16 protein-coding genes are annotated in these 15,423 nt (G+C 73.0%); 9 read left to right on the top strand and 7 right to left on the bottom strand.

The genetic code is table 11. The features are described 5' to 3' along the window. Positions 1-5 precede the first annotated feature (5 nt). The 5 genes from D5H75_RS04385 to D5H75_RS04365 all read left to right on the top strand — a co-directional run bounded on the left by D5H75_RS04385 (position 6) and on the right by D5H75_RS04365 (position 6,459). On the top strand, positions 6-1,004 hold the full coding sequence (locus D5H75_RS04385) for an ABC transporter ATP-binding protein (protein WP_242453965.1): 999 nt from the start codon (positions 6-8) through the stop codon (positions 1,002-1,004). Beyond that, complete coding sequence (locus D5H75_RS04380) at positions 1,004-1,804, top strand: ABC transporter permease (RefSeq protein ID WP_119924976.1); 801 nt, start codon at positions 1,004-1,006, stop codon at positions 1,802-1,804. The genes D5H75_RS04385 and D5H75_RS04380 overlap by 1 nt, the downstream gene beginning before the upstream one ends. 159 nt (positions 1,805-1,963) lie before the next feature. Next, a complete protein-coding gene (locus D5H75_RS04375; RefSeq protein ID WP_202637798.1) occupies positions 1,964-3,079 on the top strand; it encodes an acyltransferase family protein in 1,116 nt (371 codons plus the stop codon). Positions 3,080-3,174: 95 nt separating this feature from the next. Continuing rightward, positions 3,175-4,689 (top strand): depupylase/deamidase Dop, encoded by a 1,515-nt coding sequence (gene dop, locus D5H75_RS04370; RefSeq protein ID WP_206781946.1) that lies wholly within the window; start codon positions 3,175-3,177, stop codon positions 4,687-4,689. A 228-nt stretch (positions 4,690-4,917) separates the two neighbouring features. Then, positions 4,918-6,459 carry an MFS transporter gene (locus tag D5H75_RS04365; RefSeq protein ID WP_119924974.1) on the top strand — a complete coding sequence of 514 codons (1,542 nt, stop codon included), beginning with the start codon at positions 4,918-4,920 and terminating at the stop codon, positions 6,457-6,459. A gap of 79 nt (positions 6,460-6,538) precedes the next feature. Here D5H75_RS04365 and D5H75_RS04360 read toward each other — a convergent pair whose 3' ends face one another. Beyond that, positions 6,539-7,387 (bottom strand): helix-turn-helix transcriptional regulator, encoded by an 849-nt coding sequence (locus tag D5H75_RS04360; RefSeq protein ID WP_119924973.1) that lies wholly within the window; start codon positions 7,385-7,387, stop codon positions 6,539-6,541. Positions 7,388-7,548: 161 nt separating this feature from the next. Between D5H75_RS04360 and D5H75_RS04355 the strand changes: the two genes are divergently transcribed. Beyond that, positions 7,549-8,517: a TIGR03885 family FMN-dependent LLM class oxidoreductase gene (locus D5H75_RS04355; RefSeq protein ID WP_119924972.1), complete on the top strand. Its 969-nt coding sequence runs from the start codon at positions 7,549-7,551 to the stop codon at positions 8,515-8,517. Continuing rightward, complete coding sequence (locus D5H75_RS04350; RefSeq protein WP_119924971.1) at positions 8,514-10,193, top strand: alpha-amylase family protein; 1,680 nt, start codon at positions 8,514-8,516, stop codon at positions 10,191-10,193. The genes D5H75_RS04355 and D5H75_RS04350 overlap by 4 nt, the downstream gene beginning before the upstream one ends. A gap of 59 nt (positions 10,194-10,252) precedes the next feature. On the opposite strand, the gene D5H75_RS04345 is transcribed toward D5H75_RS04350, so the two are convergent. From D5H75_RS04345 to D5H75_RS04320, 6 genes are all read right to left on the bottom strand, one after another. Next, positions 10,253-11,098 carry an ABC transporter permease gene (locus tag D5H75_RS04345; RefSeq protein ID WP_119924970.1) on the bottom strand — a complete coding sequence of 282 codons (846 nt, stop codon included), beginning with the start codon at positions 11,096-11,098 and terminating at the stop codon, positions 10,253-10,255. After that, positions 11,095-11,997: an ABC transporter ATP-binding protein gene (locus tag D5H75_RS04340; RefSeq protein ID WP_119924969.1), complete on the bottom strand. Its 903-nt coding sequence runs from the start codon at positions 11,995-11,997 to the stop codon at positions 11,095-11,097. The genes D5H75_RS04345 and D5H75_RS04340 overlap by 4 nt, the downstream gene beginning before the upstream one ends. Positions 11,998-12,001: 4 nt before the next feature. Next, a complete protein-coding gene (locus tag D5H75_RS04335; RefSeq protein ID WP_119924968.1) occupies positions 12,002-12,487 on the bottom strand; it encodes a Clp protease N-terminal domain-containing protein in 486 nt (161 codons plus the stop codon). Continuing rightward, positions 12,484-12,717, bottom strand: a complete 234-nt coding sequence (locus D5H75_RS04330) for a hypothetical protein (RefSeq protein WP_119924967.1) — start codon at positions 12,715-12,717, stop codon at positions 12,484-12,486. The genes D5H75_RS04335 and D5H75_RS04330 overlap by 4 nt, the downstream gene beginning before the upstream one ends. 110 nt (positions 12,718-12,827) lie before the next feature. Then, on the bottom strand, positions 12,828-13,238 hold the full coding sequence (locus tag D5H75_RS04325) for a hypothetical protein (protein WP_119924966.1): 411 nt from the start codon (positions 13,236-13,238) through the stop codon (positions 12,828-12,830). 104 nt (positions 13,239-13,342) lie between these two features. Beyond that, entirely contained in the window at positions 13,343-14,053 is a 711-nt protein-coding gene (locus D5H75_RS04320) for a PIG-L deacetylase family protein (protein WP_119924965.1), read from the bottom strand. A 158-nt stretch (positions 14,054-14,211) separates the two neighbouring features. Here D5H75_RS04320 and D5H75_RS04315 point away from each other — a divergent pair, with 158 nt between their 5' ends. Next, positions 14,212-14,421 carry a ubiquitin-like protein Pup gene (locus tag D5H75_RS04315; RefSeq protein WP_119924964.1) on the top strand — a complete coding sequence of 70 codons (210 nt, stop codon included), beginning with the start codon at positions 14,212-14,214 and terminating at the stop codon, positions 14,419-14,421. Positions 14,422-14,427: 6 nt separating this feature from the next. Further along, the gene (locus D5H75_RS04310) at positions 14,428-15,405 is read left to right on the top strand and encodes an endonuclease VII domain-containing protein (RefSeq protein ID WP_119924963.1); all 978 of its coding nucleotides are present in this window, start codon (positions 14,428-14,430) and stop codon (positions 15,403-15,405) included. The last annotated feature ends 18 nt before the right edge of the window (positions 15,406-15,423 follow it).

The raw sequence follows: 15,423 nt of genomic DNA, 5'->3' as shown, positions 1-15,423 counted from the left end.
TCTGAATGGCAGGTGAGCCCATGCGGGGCGCGGTGCTGGAGATCGATCGCCTCACCAGGCGGTTCGGCTCCGTGGTGGCGAACGACCAGGTCAGCCTGCGGGTCAGACCGGGTGAGGTGGTCGGGCTGCTGGGCCACAACGGCGCGGGCAAGACCACCCTGGTCTCGCAGGTCGTGGGCCTGCTCCGGCCCGGCGGCGGGTCGATCCGGGTGGCGGGGGCGGACGCGGTGGCGGATCCGGCGGCGGCGCGCCGCCGCGTGGCGCTCCAGGCCCAGGCGCAGGCGCCGCTGGACGGCCTGACCCCCAGGACGGCGATCGAGATCGCCGGGCGGCTGCGCGGTCTGTCGCGGGCGGGCGCCCGGGCCGCCGCGCGCCGCCTGGCCGCCGAGCTGGACATCGGCGAGTGGCTCGACCGGCGGGCCACCCCGGACGGCGGCGGCCTGTCCGGGGGAGTGCGCCGCCTGGTCGCCTTCGCCATGGCCGCCGTCGCGCCGGTGCCGCTGGTCATCCTGGACGAGCCGACCAACGACGTCGACGCGGCCCGGCGGCGGCTGCTGTGGGAGGCCGTCCGCCGGCTCGGCGACGACGGAGCCGGCGTGCTGCTCGTCACGCACAACGTCGTGGAGGCCGAGCGCGTGGTGGACGAACTCGTCGTGCTCGACCACGGCAGGGTCGTGGCCTCCGGGTCACCCGCCGGGCTGCGCGGGACGGGCGACCGGGACCTGCAGCTCGAACTCGCGCTGCGCCCGGACGGGACCGACCCCTCCGAGCCGCCCGCCGGGCCGCCGCTCCCGGTGACCCGCCGCGTCCGCGCCGGCCGCCGGGTGCTGCTGACCATCGGCGCGGCCGACGCCGAGGCCGCCGTCGCCTGGGCCGCGGCCCTCCGCGACAGCGGGCGCGTCGAGGGCTACGCCCTGACCCCCGCCACCCTCGAGGACGTCTACCTCGCCGTCACCGCCGGCGCCCCCGCGGGCCCGGCCGCCGCCCCGGAAGAGAGCCGCTGATGCGCGAGACGATCGCCACCCCCGCGCCGCCCTCGCGCGTGCCCCCGGTCACGCCGCCGCGCACCGGCCTCTGGACGGCCTACGCGAGCCTGCTGCGCTGGACCACGGCGCAGATCGGCGCGATGCTGCCGCTGTTCGTCGTCGTGCAGGCGCTGCTCGCCGCCGGTGTCGTCATCGGGTTCGGGCTGCTCATCCCCGGCATCGACACGCCCGCGGCCCGGTTCCTGTCCACGGGCGCGCCCACCGTGCTGCTGATGGTCATCGGCCTGGTCATGGTCCCCCAGGGCGTGGCGCAGGCGCGCGCCTCCGGGACGTTCACCTACATGCGCTCCCTGCCGGTGCCCCGCCCGCTGCTGCTGCTGGCCGACCTGACGGTGTGGCTGGCCGTCGCCCTGCCGGGCATCCCCGTCGCGCTGGTCGTGGCCTGGCTGCGGTACGGCTTCGGCTACGACCTCGACTGGCCCGTGCTGGCGGCGGCCGCCGCGCTGACCGCGCTGACGGCCACGGCCGTCGGGTACGCGGTCGCCGTACTGCTGCCGCCGCTGCTCGCCCAGCTCACCTCCCAGGTGCTGGTGTTCTTCGTGCTGCTGTTCTCGCCGATCACCTTCCCGGCGAGCCGGCTGCCCGGGTGGTTCCAGGCGGTCCACGACGTGCTCCCGTTCAGGCCCGCCGCCGACCTGCTCCGCGCGGGGCTGCTGTCGGGCGCGTACGGCGCGCGGTGGCAGGACCTGGCCGTGCTGCTGGCCTGGTCCGCGCTCGGGGTGGCGATCAGCGTCCGCGCCCTGGTGCGCCGTCCCTGAGGCCCGGCGCCGGCGGACCGGGGAGGGCGCCGGCGGCCGGCGGCGGGGCGTTCCCGGTCACGGGAGGAGAGCCGGGACAGGAGGGAACCAGGAAGATCATCGCGGCGTCCAAGGGCCGTGGATCGATCTACTGGTCCCAGCCTCGGGGGGCGCCTCGCCGTGCTGGACCTGCTGCGCTTCGGCGCGGCGTTCGCCGTTCTGTGCGTGCACTACCTGACGACGCATCGGGGGTTGTGGGGGAAGCGGGGGACCGAGGTGTTCCCCGAGGTGGCCGGGGCCGCGCAGCTCGGGAACCTCGGGGTGCAGCTCTTCTTCGTGATCAGCGGGTTCGTGATCCTGATGAGCGTGCAGGGGCGCGGGGTGGGGGACTTCGCCGTGTCCCGGGTCGCCCGGCTGTTCCCCGCCTACTGGCTGAGCGTGGCGGCGTTCGCGGTGGTCTACCTGGCCACGTCGCTGGCGTCCACCAGCCCCAGGATCGGGGCGCGGGACTACCTGACGAACCTGACGATGATGCAGGCGGGCGTCGGGGCCGGGAACGCCGACGTCGTCTACTGGACGCTCTGGGTGGAGCTGCGCTTCTACGTGCTGGTGTGCCTGCTGGCGGCGGTCGGCGCCACCGTGCGGAACACGCTGGGGTTCATGGCCGGGTGGCTCGTGGTCTCCGTCTACGCCCAGGCCGCGGGGAACGAGCTGCTCAAGGTCGTGTTCGTGCCCAAGCACGCGCCGTTCTTCATCGCCGGGATGGCGTTCTTCCTGATCCACCGGTACGGCTCGGCGCTGATCCCGTGGGGGTTCGTCGGGGTCGCCTGGGTGCTGGGCATGCACCAGACCGTGACGTTCGCGACCGACCTGCAGTACGACAGGGTCCCGCACGCCGACTTCGCGGTCATGGCCGTCATCACCGCGATCTTCGTGCTGATGGGGCTCGTCGCGCTGGGCGTGTTCGACCGCGTGAGGTGGCGGGGGCTGGTGGTGCTGGGCGCTCTTACCTATCCGCTGTATCTCTTTCACCAGCTCGTCGCGGTCCTGCTGGTGCCCGCACTGCGCCCCCACCTGGGCCGTTGGGGCGTGTTCGCCGTGACCGCGGGGGCCGCCGTGCTGTTGTCTTACCTGGTGTACCGGTTCGCCGAGCGGCCGGGCCAGCGCTTTCTCCGGGCACGGCTGCGCGAGTCGCTGGACCGGCTCCGGCGCGAGTCCGCCCCCGCGACCAGCGTGAACCCGCCGCCGGAGCAGGTCCCGGTGATCCCGGAGCAGGCCCGGGTGCCGGTGCCGTGAGACACGCGCGCCGGTACCGGCGGCAACTGTGGGGTCGATAACGGCGGGGAAAGGTCTAGGCTCGGGGACATGACGCTGAAGGGTCAGGGGTGCTGATGACGGTACGGCGGGTCATGGGTATCGAGACCGAGTACGGAATCTCCGTGCCCGGCCAGCCCGGCGCCAACGCTATGGTGACCTCCTCCCAGGTCGTGAACGCCTACCTCGCGGCCTCGGCGGCGCGGGCGCGGCGGGCGAGATGGGACTTCGAGGAGGAGAACCCGCTGCGCGACGCGCGCGGGTTCGACCTGGCGAGAGAGGTGGCCGACCCCAGCCAGCTCACCGACGAGGACCTGGGGCTGGCCAACGTCATACTCACCAACGGCGCGCGGCTCTACGTGGACCACGCCCACCCGGAGTACTCCACGCCGGAGTGCACCAACCCCCGCGCCGCCGTGGTGTGGGACAAGGCGGGCGAGCGGGTCATGGCCGACGCCGCCCAGCGGGCCTCGCAGATGCCCGGCAACGCCCCCATCCAGCTCTACAAGAACAACACCGACAACAAGGGCGCCTCCTACGGCTGCCACGAGAATTACCTGATGCGGCGGGCCACGCCGTTCGCCGACATCGTGCGGCACCTGACCCCGTTCTTCGTCTCGCGCCAGGTCGTGTGCGGGGCCGGGCGCGTCGGCATCGGGCAGGACTCCCGGGGCGAGGGCTTCCAGATCAGCCAGCGCGCCGACTTCTTCGAGGTCGAGGTGGGGCTGGAGACCACCCTCAAGCGGCCGATCATCAACACCCGCGACGAGCCGCACGCCGACCCCGAGAAGTACCGCCGGCTGCACGTCATCATCGGCGACGCCAACATGTCCGAGATCTCGACGTACCTCAAGCTCGGCACCACGTCGCTGGTCCTGGCCATGATCGAGGACGGGTTCCTCACCGTGGACCTGTCGGTGGACCTGCCGGTCGCGGCGCTGCGCGCGGTCTCCCACGACCCGACCTGCAAGCACGAGATCTCCCTCCGCGACGGCCGCAAGATGACCGCCGTGCAGCTCCAGATGGAGTACCTCGAGCAGGCCCGCAAGTACGTCGAGGACCGCTTCGGCACCGACGTGGACGACATGACCAAGGACGTCCTCGACCGCTGGGAGTCGGTCCTCACCCGGCTGGCCGACGACCCCATGCAGCTCAAGAGCGAGCTGGACTGGGTGGCCAAGCTGTCGCTGCTGGAGGGCTACCGCAGCCGCGACGACATCCCCTGGTCCCACCCCCGGCTCCAGCTCGTCGACCTGCAGTACTCCGACCTGCGCCCCGAGCGCGGCCTGTACAACCGGCTGGTCGCGCGCGGCAGCATGAAGCGGCTGATCGACGAGGCCGAGGTCGAGCGCGCGATCGAGAACCCGCCCGAGGACACCCGCGCCTACTTCCGCGGGCGCTGCCTGCGCCAGTACAGCGACGCGGTGGCCGCCGCCTCCTGGGACTCGGTGATCTTCGACATCCCCGGGCGCGAGTCCCTGCAGCGCGTCCCCACCCTTGAGCCCCTGCGCGGCACCAAGGCCCACGTCGGCCGGCTCCTCGACCGCTGCCGCACCGCCGCCGACCTCGTCACCGCCCTCACCGGCGAGTGACACCCGCCGCTCCGGCGTTCACAAGGGCGCGTCCCCGCGACGGGGACGCGCCCTTTCCCTTCCGTACGGCCGGCGCCGGGGGCAGCCGGGGCGGCCCGCCCCGCGCGGCGGGCATCGCGGAACCGCGACGCCCGGGGCCGGGCAGCGGGCCGCCTCAGAGTGCACCTGCCAGATGTACCCTCAGCGGAGATCTGGCTGGTCTTTCCGGCCGGCCGCAATCTGGTCCGCATGACGACTGAGACGCTTCGAAGTGGAGTCCGGCTCGGGACGCGCGGGTGGCTCATCCTCCTCACCCTGTGCGGCGCGACGTTCATGACCGGGCTGGACTACTCGATCATCACGGTGGCGCTCCCGGAGATCGGCCGGGATCTCGGCTTCTCCAGCGCGTCCGCGCTCCAGTGGGTGGCCACCGCCTGCCTGCTGCCGACGGCCGCGCTGATGCCGCTGTTCGCCCGGGCGTCCGACATGATCGGCCGGCGGCGGCTGTTCATCGCCGGGGTGGTGGCCTTCGCCGTGTTCTCGCTGATCGCCGGGCTCGCCCCATACCCCGGGCCGCTGGTGGCCGCGCGGGCGGGGCAGGGAGTCGCGGCCGCCATGATCGGCCCGACCGCGCTGGCGCTGATGACCGCCGCGTTCCCCGAGGGGCCGCGGCGCACCAGGGCCATGGGGGTCAACGGGGCGGTGCTCTCGCTGGGGTTCGTCATCGGCACGATCGGCGGCGGCCTCATCACCAGTGGCCTGAACTGGCGCTGGACGATGCTCATCCTGTTCGGCATCGGCGTCCTGGTCCTGCTCGGCGCGCTCACCGTGGTCCGTGAGACGGCCCGGCGGAGCCGCGCCCGGCTGGACGTCCCCGGCGCGATCCTGGCGAGCGGCGGGCTGTTCGCCCTGGTCTACGGCATCTCCTCCGCCGGCGAGGCCGGTTGGGGCAGCGCCCCCACCCTGGCGACGCTCGCGGCCGCGGTGGTGCTCCTCGGCTCCTTCCTGGCCGCCGAGGCCCGGTCCGCGGCCCCGCTCGTCCCGCTGCGGCTGCTCCGCCGTACGACCGTGAAGTGGGGGATGACGGTCGGACTGGTCACCTTCGGGATGTGCGGCGGGGCGACGCTGCTGCTCAGCGTCTACATGCAGGACGTCCTGGGGTACTCCCCGCTGCAGACCGGGCTCGGCTTCCTCGGCGAGGGTGTGGCCGCCCTGCTCGGCGGGGGGCTCGCGGCCCGGCTCATCAGCGGGCGGGGCGCGGTCGCCGTGATCGTGACGGGTCTGACGGCACAGGCGGCCGGCACCGCGGCGATGGTGTTCCTGCCCGCCGAGGGCGGGCTCGCCCTGCTGCTGGCGACCTCGGCCACGATGGGCTTCGGGCACGTCCTGACGGTCGTGGCCGTCATCACGACGATCACCTCCGGCCTCGACGAGTCGGACCAGGGCGTCGCCGGCGGCCTCGCCCAGATGCCCACCTTCGTCGGCGCCGTCGGCGTGGCCGGGCTCATGGCGATCGTCGCGGCCCGTGCCGAGGCGCTCGCCCCGGTCACGACCGGGACGGCGGCCACCCTGGGCGGCCTGCACGCGGCCTTCCTGGCGGCCGGCGCGGTCGCGCTGCTCGGCGCCGCCGCCGGCGGTGTCCTGCTCCGCGGGTCGGACGCCGGCCGGACGGCCGGCCAGGCCACCGGACGACCGTCCCGGCAGCCCACCGCACGCCCCGCCGGGCGGTCCACCGCCCAGCCCGCCGGGCAGTCCAGCGGCCGACCGGCCGGGCACTCACCGGCCCCGTGACCGAAGGCGGCCTCCACGCCAACCGAAGGCGGCCTCCACGCCACCGGCCAGGCGAGGACACCCCTCGCCGGGCCGCGGCCTATCCGGCCGCCCCGGCGGCCACGAGCCGGGCCAGCCGCCGCAACCGCTCGTGCGACGGCGAGCCCACCTCGGCCTGGAAGACCGTCACGCCCTGGCCCTCGTCGTCGGGCGTGCGCAGGAACTCGGCGGTGAGCCACATCGGTCCCACCTCCGGGTGCCGGTACTCCCGGGTGATCGACGCGCAGTCGCTCACCGGGTGCTCGGCCCACATCGCGCGGAACTCCGGGCTGAGCGCCCGCAGCTCCTCGATCAGCCCGGTCAGGCCTTCGTCCCCGGGGAACCTGCTCAGCGCGCCCGCCAGATAGGCGATGTCATCGCGGGCCTTCTGCTCCCAATCGACGTACAGACTCCGAGAGAACTCCAGCTCCAGGAAGTCCAGACGGATGAAGTTCGGCTTCTCCCCGCCCTCGAACGGCCAGTGCGGAGCCAGCAGGGCGTGCGCCGGCCGGTTCCACGCCAGGATGTCCCCCCGCCTCCCCACGGCGATGGCGGGCGCTTCGGTGAAGGCGTCCACCATCAGTCTCACGCCCGGGCGCAAGCGTTCGGGCCGTGCCTCCCCCCGGGCGCGCGACGCCCTCGCCAGCCGGCGCAGGTGGGCCGCCTCCACGTCGTCCAGCCCCAGCACCCGGGCCACCGAGTCCAGGACCTCCTCGGAGACGTTCGGGCTCAGGCCCTGCTCCAGCCGCGTGTAGTAGCCGACGCTGACCCCGGCGAGCGAGGCCAGTTCCTCCCGGCGCAGTCCGGCCACCCGCCGGCGCCTCACCCCGGCACCCAGCCCCACGTCCTCCGGGCGGCGCCGGGCGCGCCGGGATCGCAGAAACTCGCCAAGAACGGAACTGGGATACATGACTTCGAGTCTGCCACGCTCGTCCCAGCCGTACGGCTCGCGCCGGCCCCGCCGGCGGACGCACGCGGGGAGCTTGCCCGCGCCCCGGCGGTGGCCGTACGAAAGCCGAGAGATCGTGACACGAGGGAATCGGTACGCCAAGGGCGGGTAAAGACCGCGCCATGACGGTCTATGGGTTTCACGCCTCGCATGAGCAGGTTCATCCCTCGGAACTGGTGGCGGCCGTCGTCCGGGCGGAGGAGGCCGGGTTCGAGGCCGCCATGTGCTCCGACCACTTCTCGCCCTGGAGCGCCCGGCAGGGGGAGTCGGGGTTCGCCTGGGCCTGGCTGGGCGCCGCGATGCAGGCCACCGCCCTGCCGTTCGGCGTGGTGACCGCACCGGGGCAGCGGTACCACCCGGCCATCACCGCGCAGGCGATCGGCACCCTCGCCGCGATGTACCCCGGCCGGTTCTGGGCCGCGCTCGGGAGCGGCGAGGCCAGCAACGAGCACATCACCGGCGGCGGGTGGCCGCGCAAGGACGTGCGCAACGCGCGGCTGCTGGAGTGCGCGGGCGTCATCCGGGCTCTGCTGGCGGGGGAGGAGGTCAGCCACGACGGGCTGGTGACCGTGGACCGGGCGCGGCTGTGGACCCGGCCCGAGACGCCGCCGCCGCTGGTCGGGGCCGCCGTCAGCGCCGAGACCGCCCGCTGGTGCGCCGGGTGGGCGGACGGGCTGATCACCGTGAACGCGCCGCACGACCACCTGCGGCGGGTGATCGGCGAGTACCGCGACGCGGGCGGGCGCGGCAAGGTGTGCCTGCAGGTGCACCTGAGCTGGGCCGAGACCGAGGACGAGGCCCTGGCCATCGCGCACCACCAGTGGCGGTCCAACGTCTTCCCGCCCCCGGTGTGCTGGGACGTCGAGACCGCCGAGGTCTTCGACGCGATCTCCGAGCACGTCACGCCCCAGGCGGTCGCCAAGGCCGTGTACGTCTCCGCCGACCCCGGGCGGCACGCCGCCTGGCTCGCGGAGCTGGCCGCACTCGGGTTCGACGAGGTGTACCTGCACCACGTCGGCCGCGAGCAGTCCGCGTTCATCGACGCCTTCGGGGAGAAGGTGCTGCCCCGGCTCGAAGGGAACCCCTCGTGAAGCTCACCCACACCTCCGACCTGTGGTGGAAGAACGCCGTCATCTACTGCCTGGACGTCGAGACCTACAAGGACGGCAACGGCGACGGAGTCGGGGACTTCCCCGGCCTCACCCAGCAGATCGACCACCTCGACCGGCTCGGCGTGACCTGCATCTGGCTCATGCCGTTCTACCCCTCGCCCGACCTGGACGACGGGTACGACATCACCGACTTCTACTCCGTGGACCCCCGGCTCGGCACCCTCGGCGACTTCGTCGAGTTCATCCGCACCGCGCGCGACCGGGGCATGCGCGTCATCGCCGACCTCGTCGTGAACCACGTCTCCGACCAGCACCCCTGGTTCCTGTCCGCCCGCGAGAGCCGCGAGTCGCCGTACCGCGACTGGTTCGTCTGGCGCGACGAGATCCCCGAGGACGGGCCCACCGGCATCACCTTCCCGGACCGGGAGACCAGCCTGTGGGAGTACGACGAGAAGTCCGGCCAGTACTACCTGCACCGCTTCTACCGGCACCAGCCCGACCTGAACATCGCCAACCCCGCCGTCCGCGACGAGATCTCCCGGATCATGGGCTTCTGGATGGAGCTGGGGCTGTCCGGGTTCCGCGTGGACGCGGTGCCGTTCCTGCTGGAGACCAAGGGCCAGCTCGACGCGGCCAAGCTCCCCGACCCGCACGGCTACCTCGCCGAGCTGCGCGCCTTCCTCTCCCGCCGCGACGGCCAGGCCATCCTGCTCGGGGAGGTCAACCTGCCCTACCCCGACACGATGGAGTTCTACGGCGGCGGCGACGAGCTGACCATGTGCTTCGACTTCATCTCGATGCAGCGGATGTACCTCTCGCTCGCCCGCCGCCACGCCGGGCCGCTCGCCTCCTCCCTGCGCGAGCGCCCCCGCGCGCCGCGTGACGGCCAGTGGGCCACCTTCGCCCGCAACCACGACGAGCTCACCTTGGACAAGCTCTCCGACGACGAGCGCCAGGAGGTCTTCGACGCCTTCGGCCCGGAGAAGGACATGCAGTTGTACGGCCGGGGGCTGCGGCGGCGGCTGCCGGCGATGCTCGGCGGCGACATGCGGCACGTCAAGATGGTCTACAGCCTGCTCTTCTCGCTCCCGGGCACCCCGGTCCTCTTCTACGGCGAGGAGATCGGCATGAGCGAGAACCTGGAGGCCGAGGCCCGCCTGGCCGTGCGCCCGCCCATGCAGTGGACCCCGGGCCCGGGCGGCGGCTTCTCCACGGCCGACCCCGCCCGCTTCCCCATCCCGCCCGTCGAGGGGGAGTACGGCGCCGCGCACGTCAACGTGAGCGACCAGCGCCGCGACCCCGAATCCCTGCTCGCGTGGATCACCATGCTGATCGAGCGGTACCGCGAGTGCCCCGAACTGGCCTGGGGCGACTACCAGGTGCTCGACTCCGGCGCCGACCCGGTGCTCGCCGTCCGCGCCGACGCCGACGGCGGCTGCGTCGTCGCCCTCCACAACCTCGGCGACGCCGAGACCGAGGTCACGCTCACCCTCGACGGCCTCGACGACGGCCGCGAGCTGACCGACCTCCTCACCGACGGCACCACCCCCGTCGGCGCGGACGGCCGCGTCACCTTCCGCCTCCCGCCGTACGGCTGCCGCTGGCTCCGCGCCACCCCCCGCCACCACGTCCCCTCCGGCCACCCCGCCTCCTGACCCGCCCGCCCCGCCGCGACCGGTGCCCAGCCCGGCGCGGCGGGGCCACCGGTCCGGGTTCAGCCGACGCGCTGGAGAGCGCGCTCCCGGCGGGCCTCCACGGCGGAGCCGGACTCCCGGCGCGCCATGCGGCGGAGCACGGCCGGGGCCACGAGCAGGCCGAGGACCGCCCACGCGCCCAGGACGCCGGCCGTCTCCAGATGCCGCCAGGAGCCGCCGATCTCGATCGCGGCGGCGGCGTCGGGCAGCAGGGCCGAGCGGGTGCCGAGGCCCATCCAGTAGACGGGGAAGAGCTGGGCGGCCCACTGAAGCCAGCCGGGCAGGGCGGTGATCGGATAGAAGATCCCGGAGATCCCGATCACCGCGAGGAACAGGAGCTGGACGACCCCCTGACCGCGGGCGCCGGAGAACGCCGACCCCAGGACGGCGCCCAGCGGCAGGGTCGCCACCAGGCCCAGCCCGAGCACCCAGGCCAGGGTCGGCCAGGCGTCCGGGCCGGCCGACAGGCCCCGCACGATGAGCACGGCGGGCACCAGGAAGATGACCAGGTCGGCCAGCAGGCCGCCGGACACCGAGATCACCTTGCCGATGAGGTAGGCGGGCATCCCGTGCGGGGTCGCCCGGGCCCGCAGCAGGGTCCCGTCCTCACGGTCGGCGGTGAGCTGCTGGCTCATGGCGATCAGGCCGGTCGCGGCGTTCATCCCGAGGATCCCGGGCAGCGCCAGCGTGCCCAGCAGGAGCCCGCCGCCGGCGTACGGCAGGTCGCGCAGGAAGAACATGGCCGCCACCATCAGTCCCGGCCACAGGAAGTGGGAGACCAGGTCGGGACCGTTGGTGAACGACTGCCGCAGCTCGATCAGGCCGCGGGACAGCCCCGCGCGCAGGACGGCGGCGAAGGGGCTCATCGGGGGGCCTCAGTGGCGGCCTCGGCGCGGCGCACCAGGGCCAGATAGGTCTGCTCCAGCGAGGCCCGGCGGACCTCCAGCTCCCGTACGGCGGCGCCGTGCCGCGCGAACAGGTCGCGGGCGAACGCCGTGGAGTCCTCGGTCTTCTCGACGTGGCGGCGCCCGCCGAGCACCCAGCGCACCTCGTCGGGGCCGGCGATGCGGCGGGCGAGCTCGGCGCCGGTGCCGTCGGCGATGACGCGTCCGCCGTCGAGGACCAGGATGCGGTCGGCCAGTTTCTCGGCCTCGGCGAGGTCGTGGGTGGTGAGCAGGACGGTGGTGCCCCCGGTGCGGACCAGACGCAGGACGAGGTCGTGGAACTCGTGCCGGGCCTGGGGGTCGAACGCGGCCGTGGGCTCGTCGAGGAACAGCAGCTCGGGACGGCCCACCAGGCCGATGGCCACGTCGAGCCGCCGCCGCTGGCCGCCCGAGAGCGTCTTGATCTTCTTGCCCGCGTGCGGGGCCAGGCCGACCGCCTCGATCAGCGCGTCGGCGTCCCAGGGGCGGGGGATCCCCGGGGCGGAGTAGCGGGCGTAGTAGGAGCCGAGATGGGCGAGCAGTTCGCGCACGCGCCACCGGCCGTGGTCGCGCCAGGACTGGAGGACGACGCCGATCCGGGCGCGCCATCGCTCGTCGCCGCGCGCCGGGTCGGTCCCCAGCACCTGGACCCGCCCCCGCGACCGGGCGCGGAAGCCCTCCAGGATCTCGATGGTCGTGGTCTTGCCCGCGCCGTTGGGCCCCAGCAGGGCCGGCACCTCGCCGTGGCGGGCCTGGAAGGTGACGTCGTGCAGGACGTCGGCCCGGCCGTAGCGCATGCGGAGCCCGCCGACGTCGATCGCGACGCGGTCGCCGGTCGTCATCGGGTCACCAGTCCCCGCCGGCGAGGGACTCCTGGGTGCGGGCGATCAGGGCGGCGCGGTCGGCGCCGGCCAGGGCGAGGGCGCGGGGCACGGTGCCGATCCCGGCGGTGAGGACGCCGAGGAGCAGGTGGGCGGGGCGCAGGTCCCTCTTCTTACCCCCGCAGGCGGTCAGCGCGCGTTCGAGGGCGAGCCCGGCCGAGGCGCCGGGCTTGGGCCGCCGGCCGGGGTCGGGGGCGGGGGCCGGGAGGGGGAAGGAGGACGGGGAGACGCCCACGGCGGCCAGGCTGTGCTCGAACTCCCGGTCCAGGGCGTCCCTGATCTCCCGCCGCCCGAGTCCCGCCCCGGTCAGGAGGCGATGCGGGGCGGTGCCCTCGTGGGCGGCGATCGCCAGCAGCAGGTGGTGGGCCTCGATCGCCGCCGACCCGTCCTCCCCGGCCTCGGCCGCGCCCTGTTCCATGATCGTGTTGATGTAGTGGTCGATCGCGCTCAACGTCGTCTCCTCAGCGTCACGCCGGCGGCGATGAGCCGCTTGGCGTGCTTCTTGTGGACCGCCTGGCGGGTGACGCCGAGCGCCTCGGCGACGTCGGGCCAGCTCCAGCCCGCGCGCATGGCCTGCTCCACGGCCGCGTCCTCCAGCCTCTCGGCCAGTCTCCGCAGGGCCACGACCGCGGCCAGCGCGTCCGCGGGGTCCGGGGGAACGGGTAGCTCTTCTGCCGGCATGTAAGCAACCGTAGTTGACTAATCTGAAGATAGTCAACCTAGGTTGCTTAGATGACGTGCCGCTCCAGACGTGGTCGCGATGTCCTATGTGATCTACTTTGTAAAGGGGGTCAGCGGAACAGCAGGCCCAGGCCGAGGATCAGCGTGCCGACCGCGAAGGACGCCCCGCCGAGGAAGGTGAGCCAGATCAGCTTGCTGGGGCGGGTGTCGGAGGGGCGGACCACCGACAGGAAGAAGCCGAGCGGCATGAGGATGGGAGCGGCCACGATCAGGACCCGCGCCAGGGTCCGCACGCCCTCCGGGAGCGCGGCCTGGTCCACGTAGAGCATGGCCACGAGGGAGAACAGGACGAGGACGCCGGCGTGGGCGTGCCCGGCGCGCCACAGGCCGCGGCGCACGGGGTTGTCCAGGTAGCCGGGGGCGCGGCTGCCGATCGCGCGGAGCAGGGTGGCCCCGCCGAAGGCGATGGTGGGGACGGTGACCAGCAGGATGCCGGCGGTGGTCAGGGACGCGGGGGACACGGTTCCTCCAGGGGCGCATTGATGGATAGCTCTACTATCCAATTAATGGATAGTAGAGCTATCCAAGTCAAGGGCCGCCCCGGAGATTCCCGGGAGCGGCCCCCTCAGCCGCCGAAGACCTCGAAGGTGACCACGCCGCTCGCGGCCGTCTGCTCCAGCACCTGGCGGGCCTGTTCCTCCGCCGGCGCGTCGCCCAGGGCCTCCAGGTAGGCGCGGTGCGCGGCCAGCGACGCCACCCCGCGCTCGAAGGTCGCCGACACGTCCACCGAGTGGGTCGGGTACGGCGAGCCGAACACCGCGACCCGCCGTACGCCCGGCCAGGGCTCGGGGCCGCCGGGGTCGGGGAAGATCCACCGGTTCCCCGCGTCGGCCACGGCGTCCAGCGTCGCCCGCCCCACGGCCCGGTGGTCCGGGGTGTTCCACATCCCCGGGCCCCACACGTCGTGGTGGTTCAGCGTGAGCACCAGCTCCGGCCGGTGGCGGCGGATCGCGTGCGCGATGTCACGGCGCAGCGCGGTGCCGTACTCGATCACGCCGTCGTGGTGGTCCAGGAACTCGACCGCCTTCACCCCGACGAGGGCGGCGCCGGCGCGTTCCTCCTCCTCGCGCACGCGGGCCGCCTCCTCCGGCGCCATGGTGTCGATCCCGGCCTCGCCCCGGGTGGCGAGCACGTAGACGACCTCGCGGCCCTCGTCGGTCCAGCGCGCCACCGCCGCGGCGGCGCCGTACTCCAGGTCGTCGGGATGGGCCACGACCGCCAGGCAGCGCCGCCAGTCGTCGGGCAGCGCGGGCAGCGCGGGCGGGTTCGGGGTCATGGGGACACCTCCGGTCCGGTCGGAATTCCTGCGCCCAGTCTGCCCAGCCGGGAGGCCCGCAGGTCCCTCCGGGCAGAAAGATCGCGGCCGGGGAGGCGCAAGGAGGTCGCTTTCGGGGAAGATAGACGTTAGGAGACCCCGAGCGGAGGTAGGTCAACATGGCGACCAAGGACACGGGCGGGCAGAAGCAGACCGGCCGTCGTGAGCGAGACGTCGAGGAGACCGAGGTCCAGGACGGCACCGACGTCCAGGAACGCCAGGAGAAACTCTCCGACGACGTTGACGCCATTCTCGATGAGATCGACGAGGTCCTCGAGGAAAACGCCGAGGAGTTCGTGAGGTCGTATATCCAGAAAGGCGGCCAATAGTAGGATATGTCCGATTTTCTGGAGGTGGAGGGGAAACGCTGCCCTGATTGCGGGGAGTTGAAAAGCGCCTCCGCGTTCGGGCAGAACAAGCGGATGCCGGATGGCCTTGCCCGGTACTGCAAGGAGTGCTTTCGCAAGCGCTCCAGGGCCAGTTATCGGAAGCGCATGGCGGCCGCGGGGAAGGCCGTCCGGGAGCCCGTCGATGCGCCTGCCGGACACAAATTCTGTCCGGCCTGCAAAGAGACGAAGACGCTTGATTCCTTTGGAAATAATCGCGCCAATAAATCAGGTAAGGCCGACTATTGCCGTCCTTGCCATAATCGAATCATGGCGGAACAGCGAGAGAGGAAATACGGCGGCGGTCGCAACTATCAACTGAAACGGCGTTACGGTCTGGACGAGGCCGATGTGGAGCGGATGGTGCGGGACCAGATGGGGGTCTGTGCCATCTGCTTCAACGCTCCCCCCACCCACGTCGACCACGATCACGCCACCGGCGAGGTCCGGCGTGTTCTCTGCTTCAACTGCAACAACGGCCTCGGCCACTTCAAGGACGACCCCGAGTGGCTGACCCGGGCCGCCGAGTACCTGCTCGGCGGCCGTGACGCCACCGCGCCTGGCGGGCAGCCGTACCGCCGGGGGGCGCACGCGCCGACGCGCACGTACCACCTGAGGGGCCGGTACGGCATGACGGCGGAGGACGTGGACCTGCTGATCGAGCGGCAGGGCGGGGTCTGCGCCGTCTGCGGGCTCCGGCCGCCGGAGCACGTGGATCACGAGCATTCGACCGGGTGGGTGCGGGCGGCTCTGTGTTCGCCCTGCAACACCGGGCTCGGCCAGTTCCGGGATCGGCCCGAGTACCTCAGCCGCGCCGCGGCCTATGTGCGCGGTGAGTTCTACCAGCCGACCCAGGGCGAGCTGGACTGGTTCCACGCGCCCCGATACGACGACTGGGCCTACGAGTCGGATCTGGTCAGGCGCTGACGCGGGGGGTGCCCGCCC

This window comes from Bailinhaonella thermotolerans, from assembly GCF_003594875.1.
In the GTDB taxonomy this organism is placed as follows: domain Bacteria; phylum Actinomycetota; class Actinomycetes; order Streptosporangiales; family Streptosporangiaceae; genus Bailinhaonella; species Bailinhaonella thermotolerans.
This window is presented reverse-complemented; position numbering and strand designations above follow the sequence as displayed.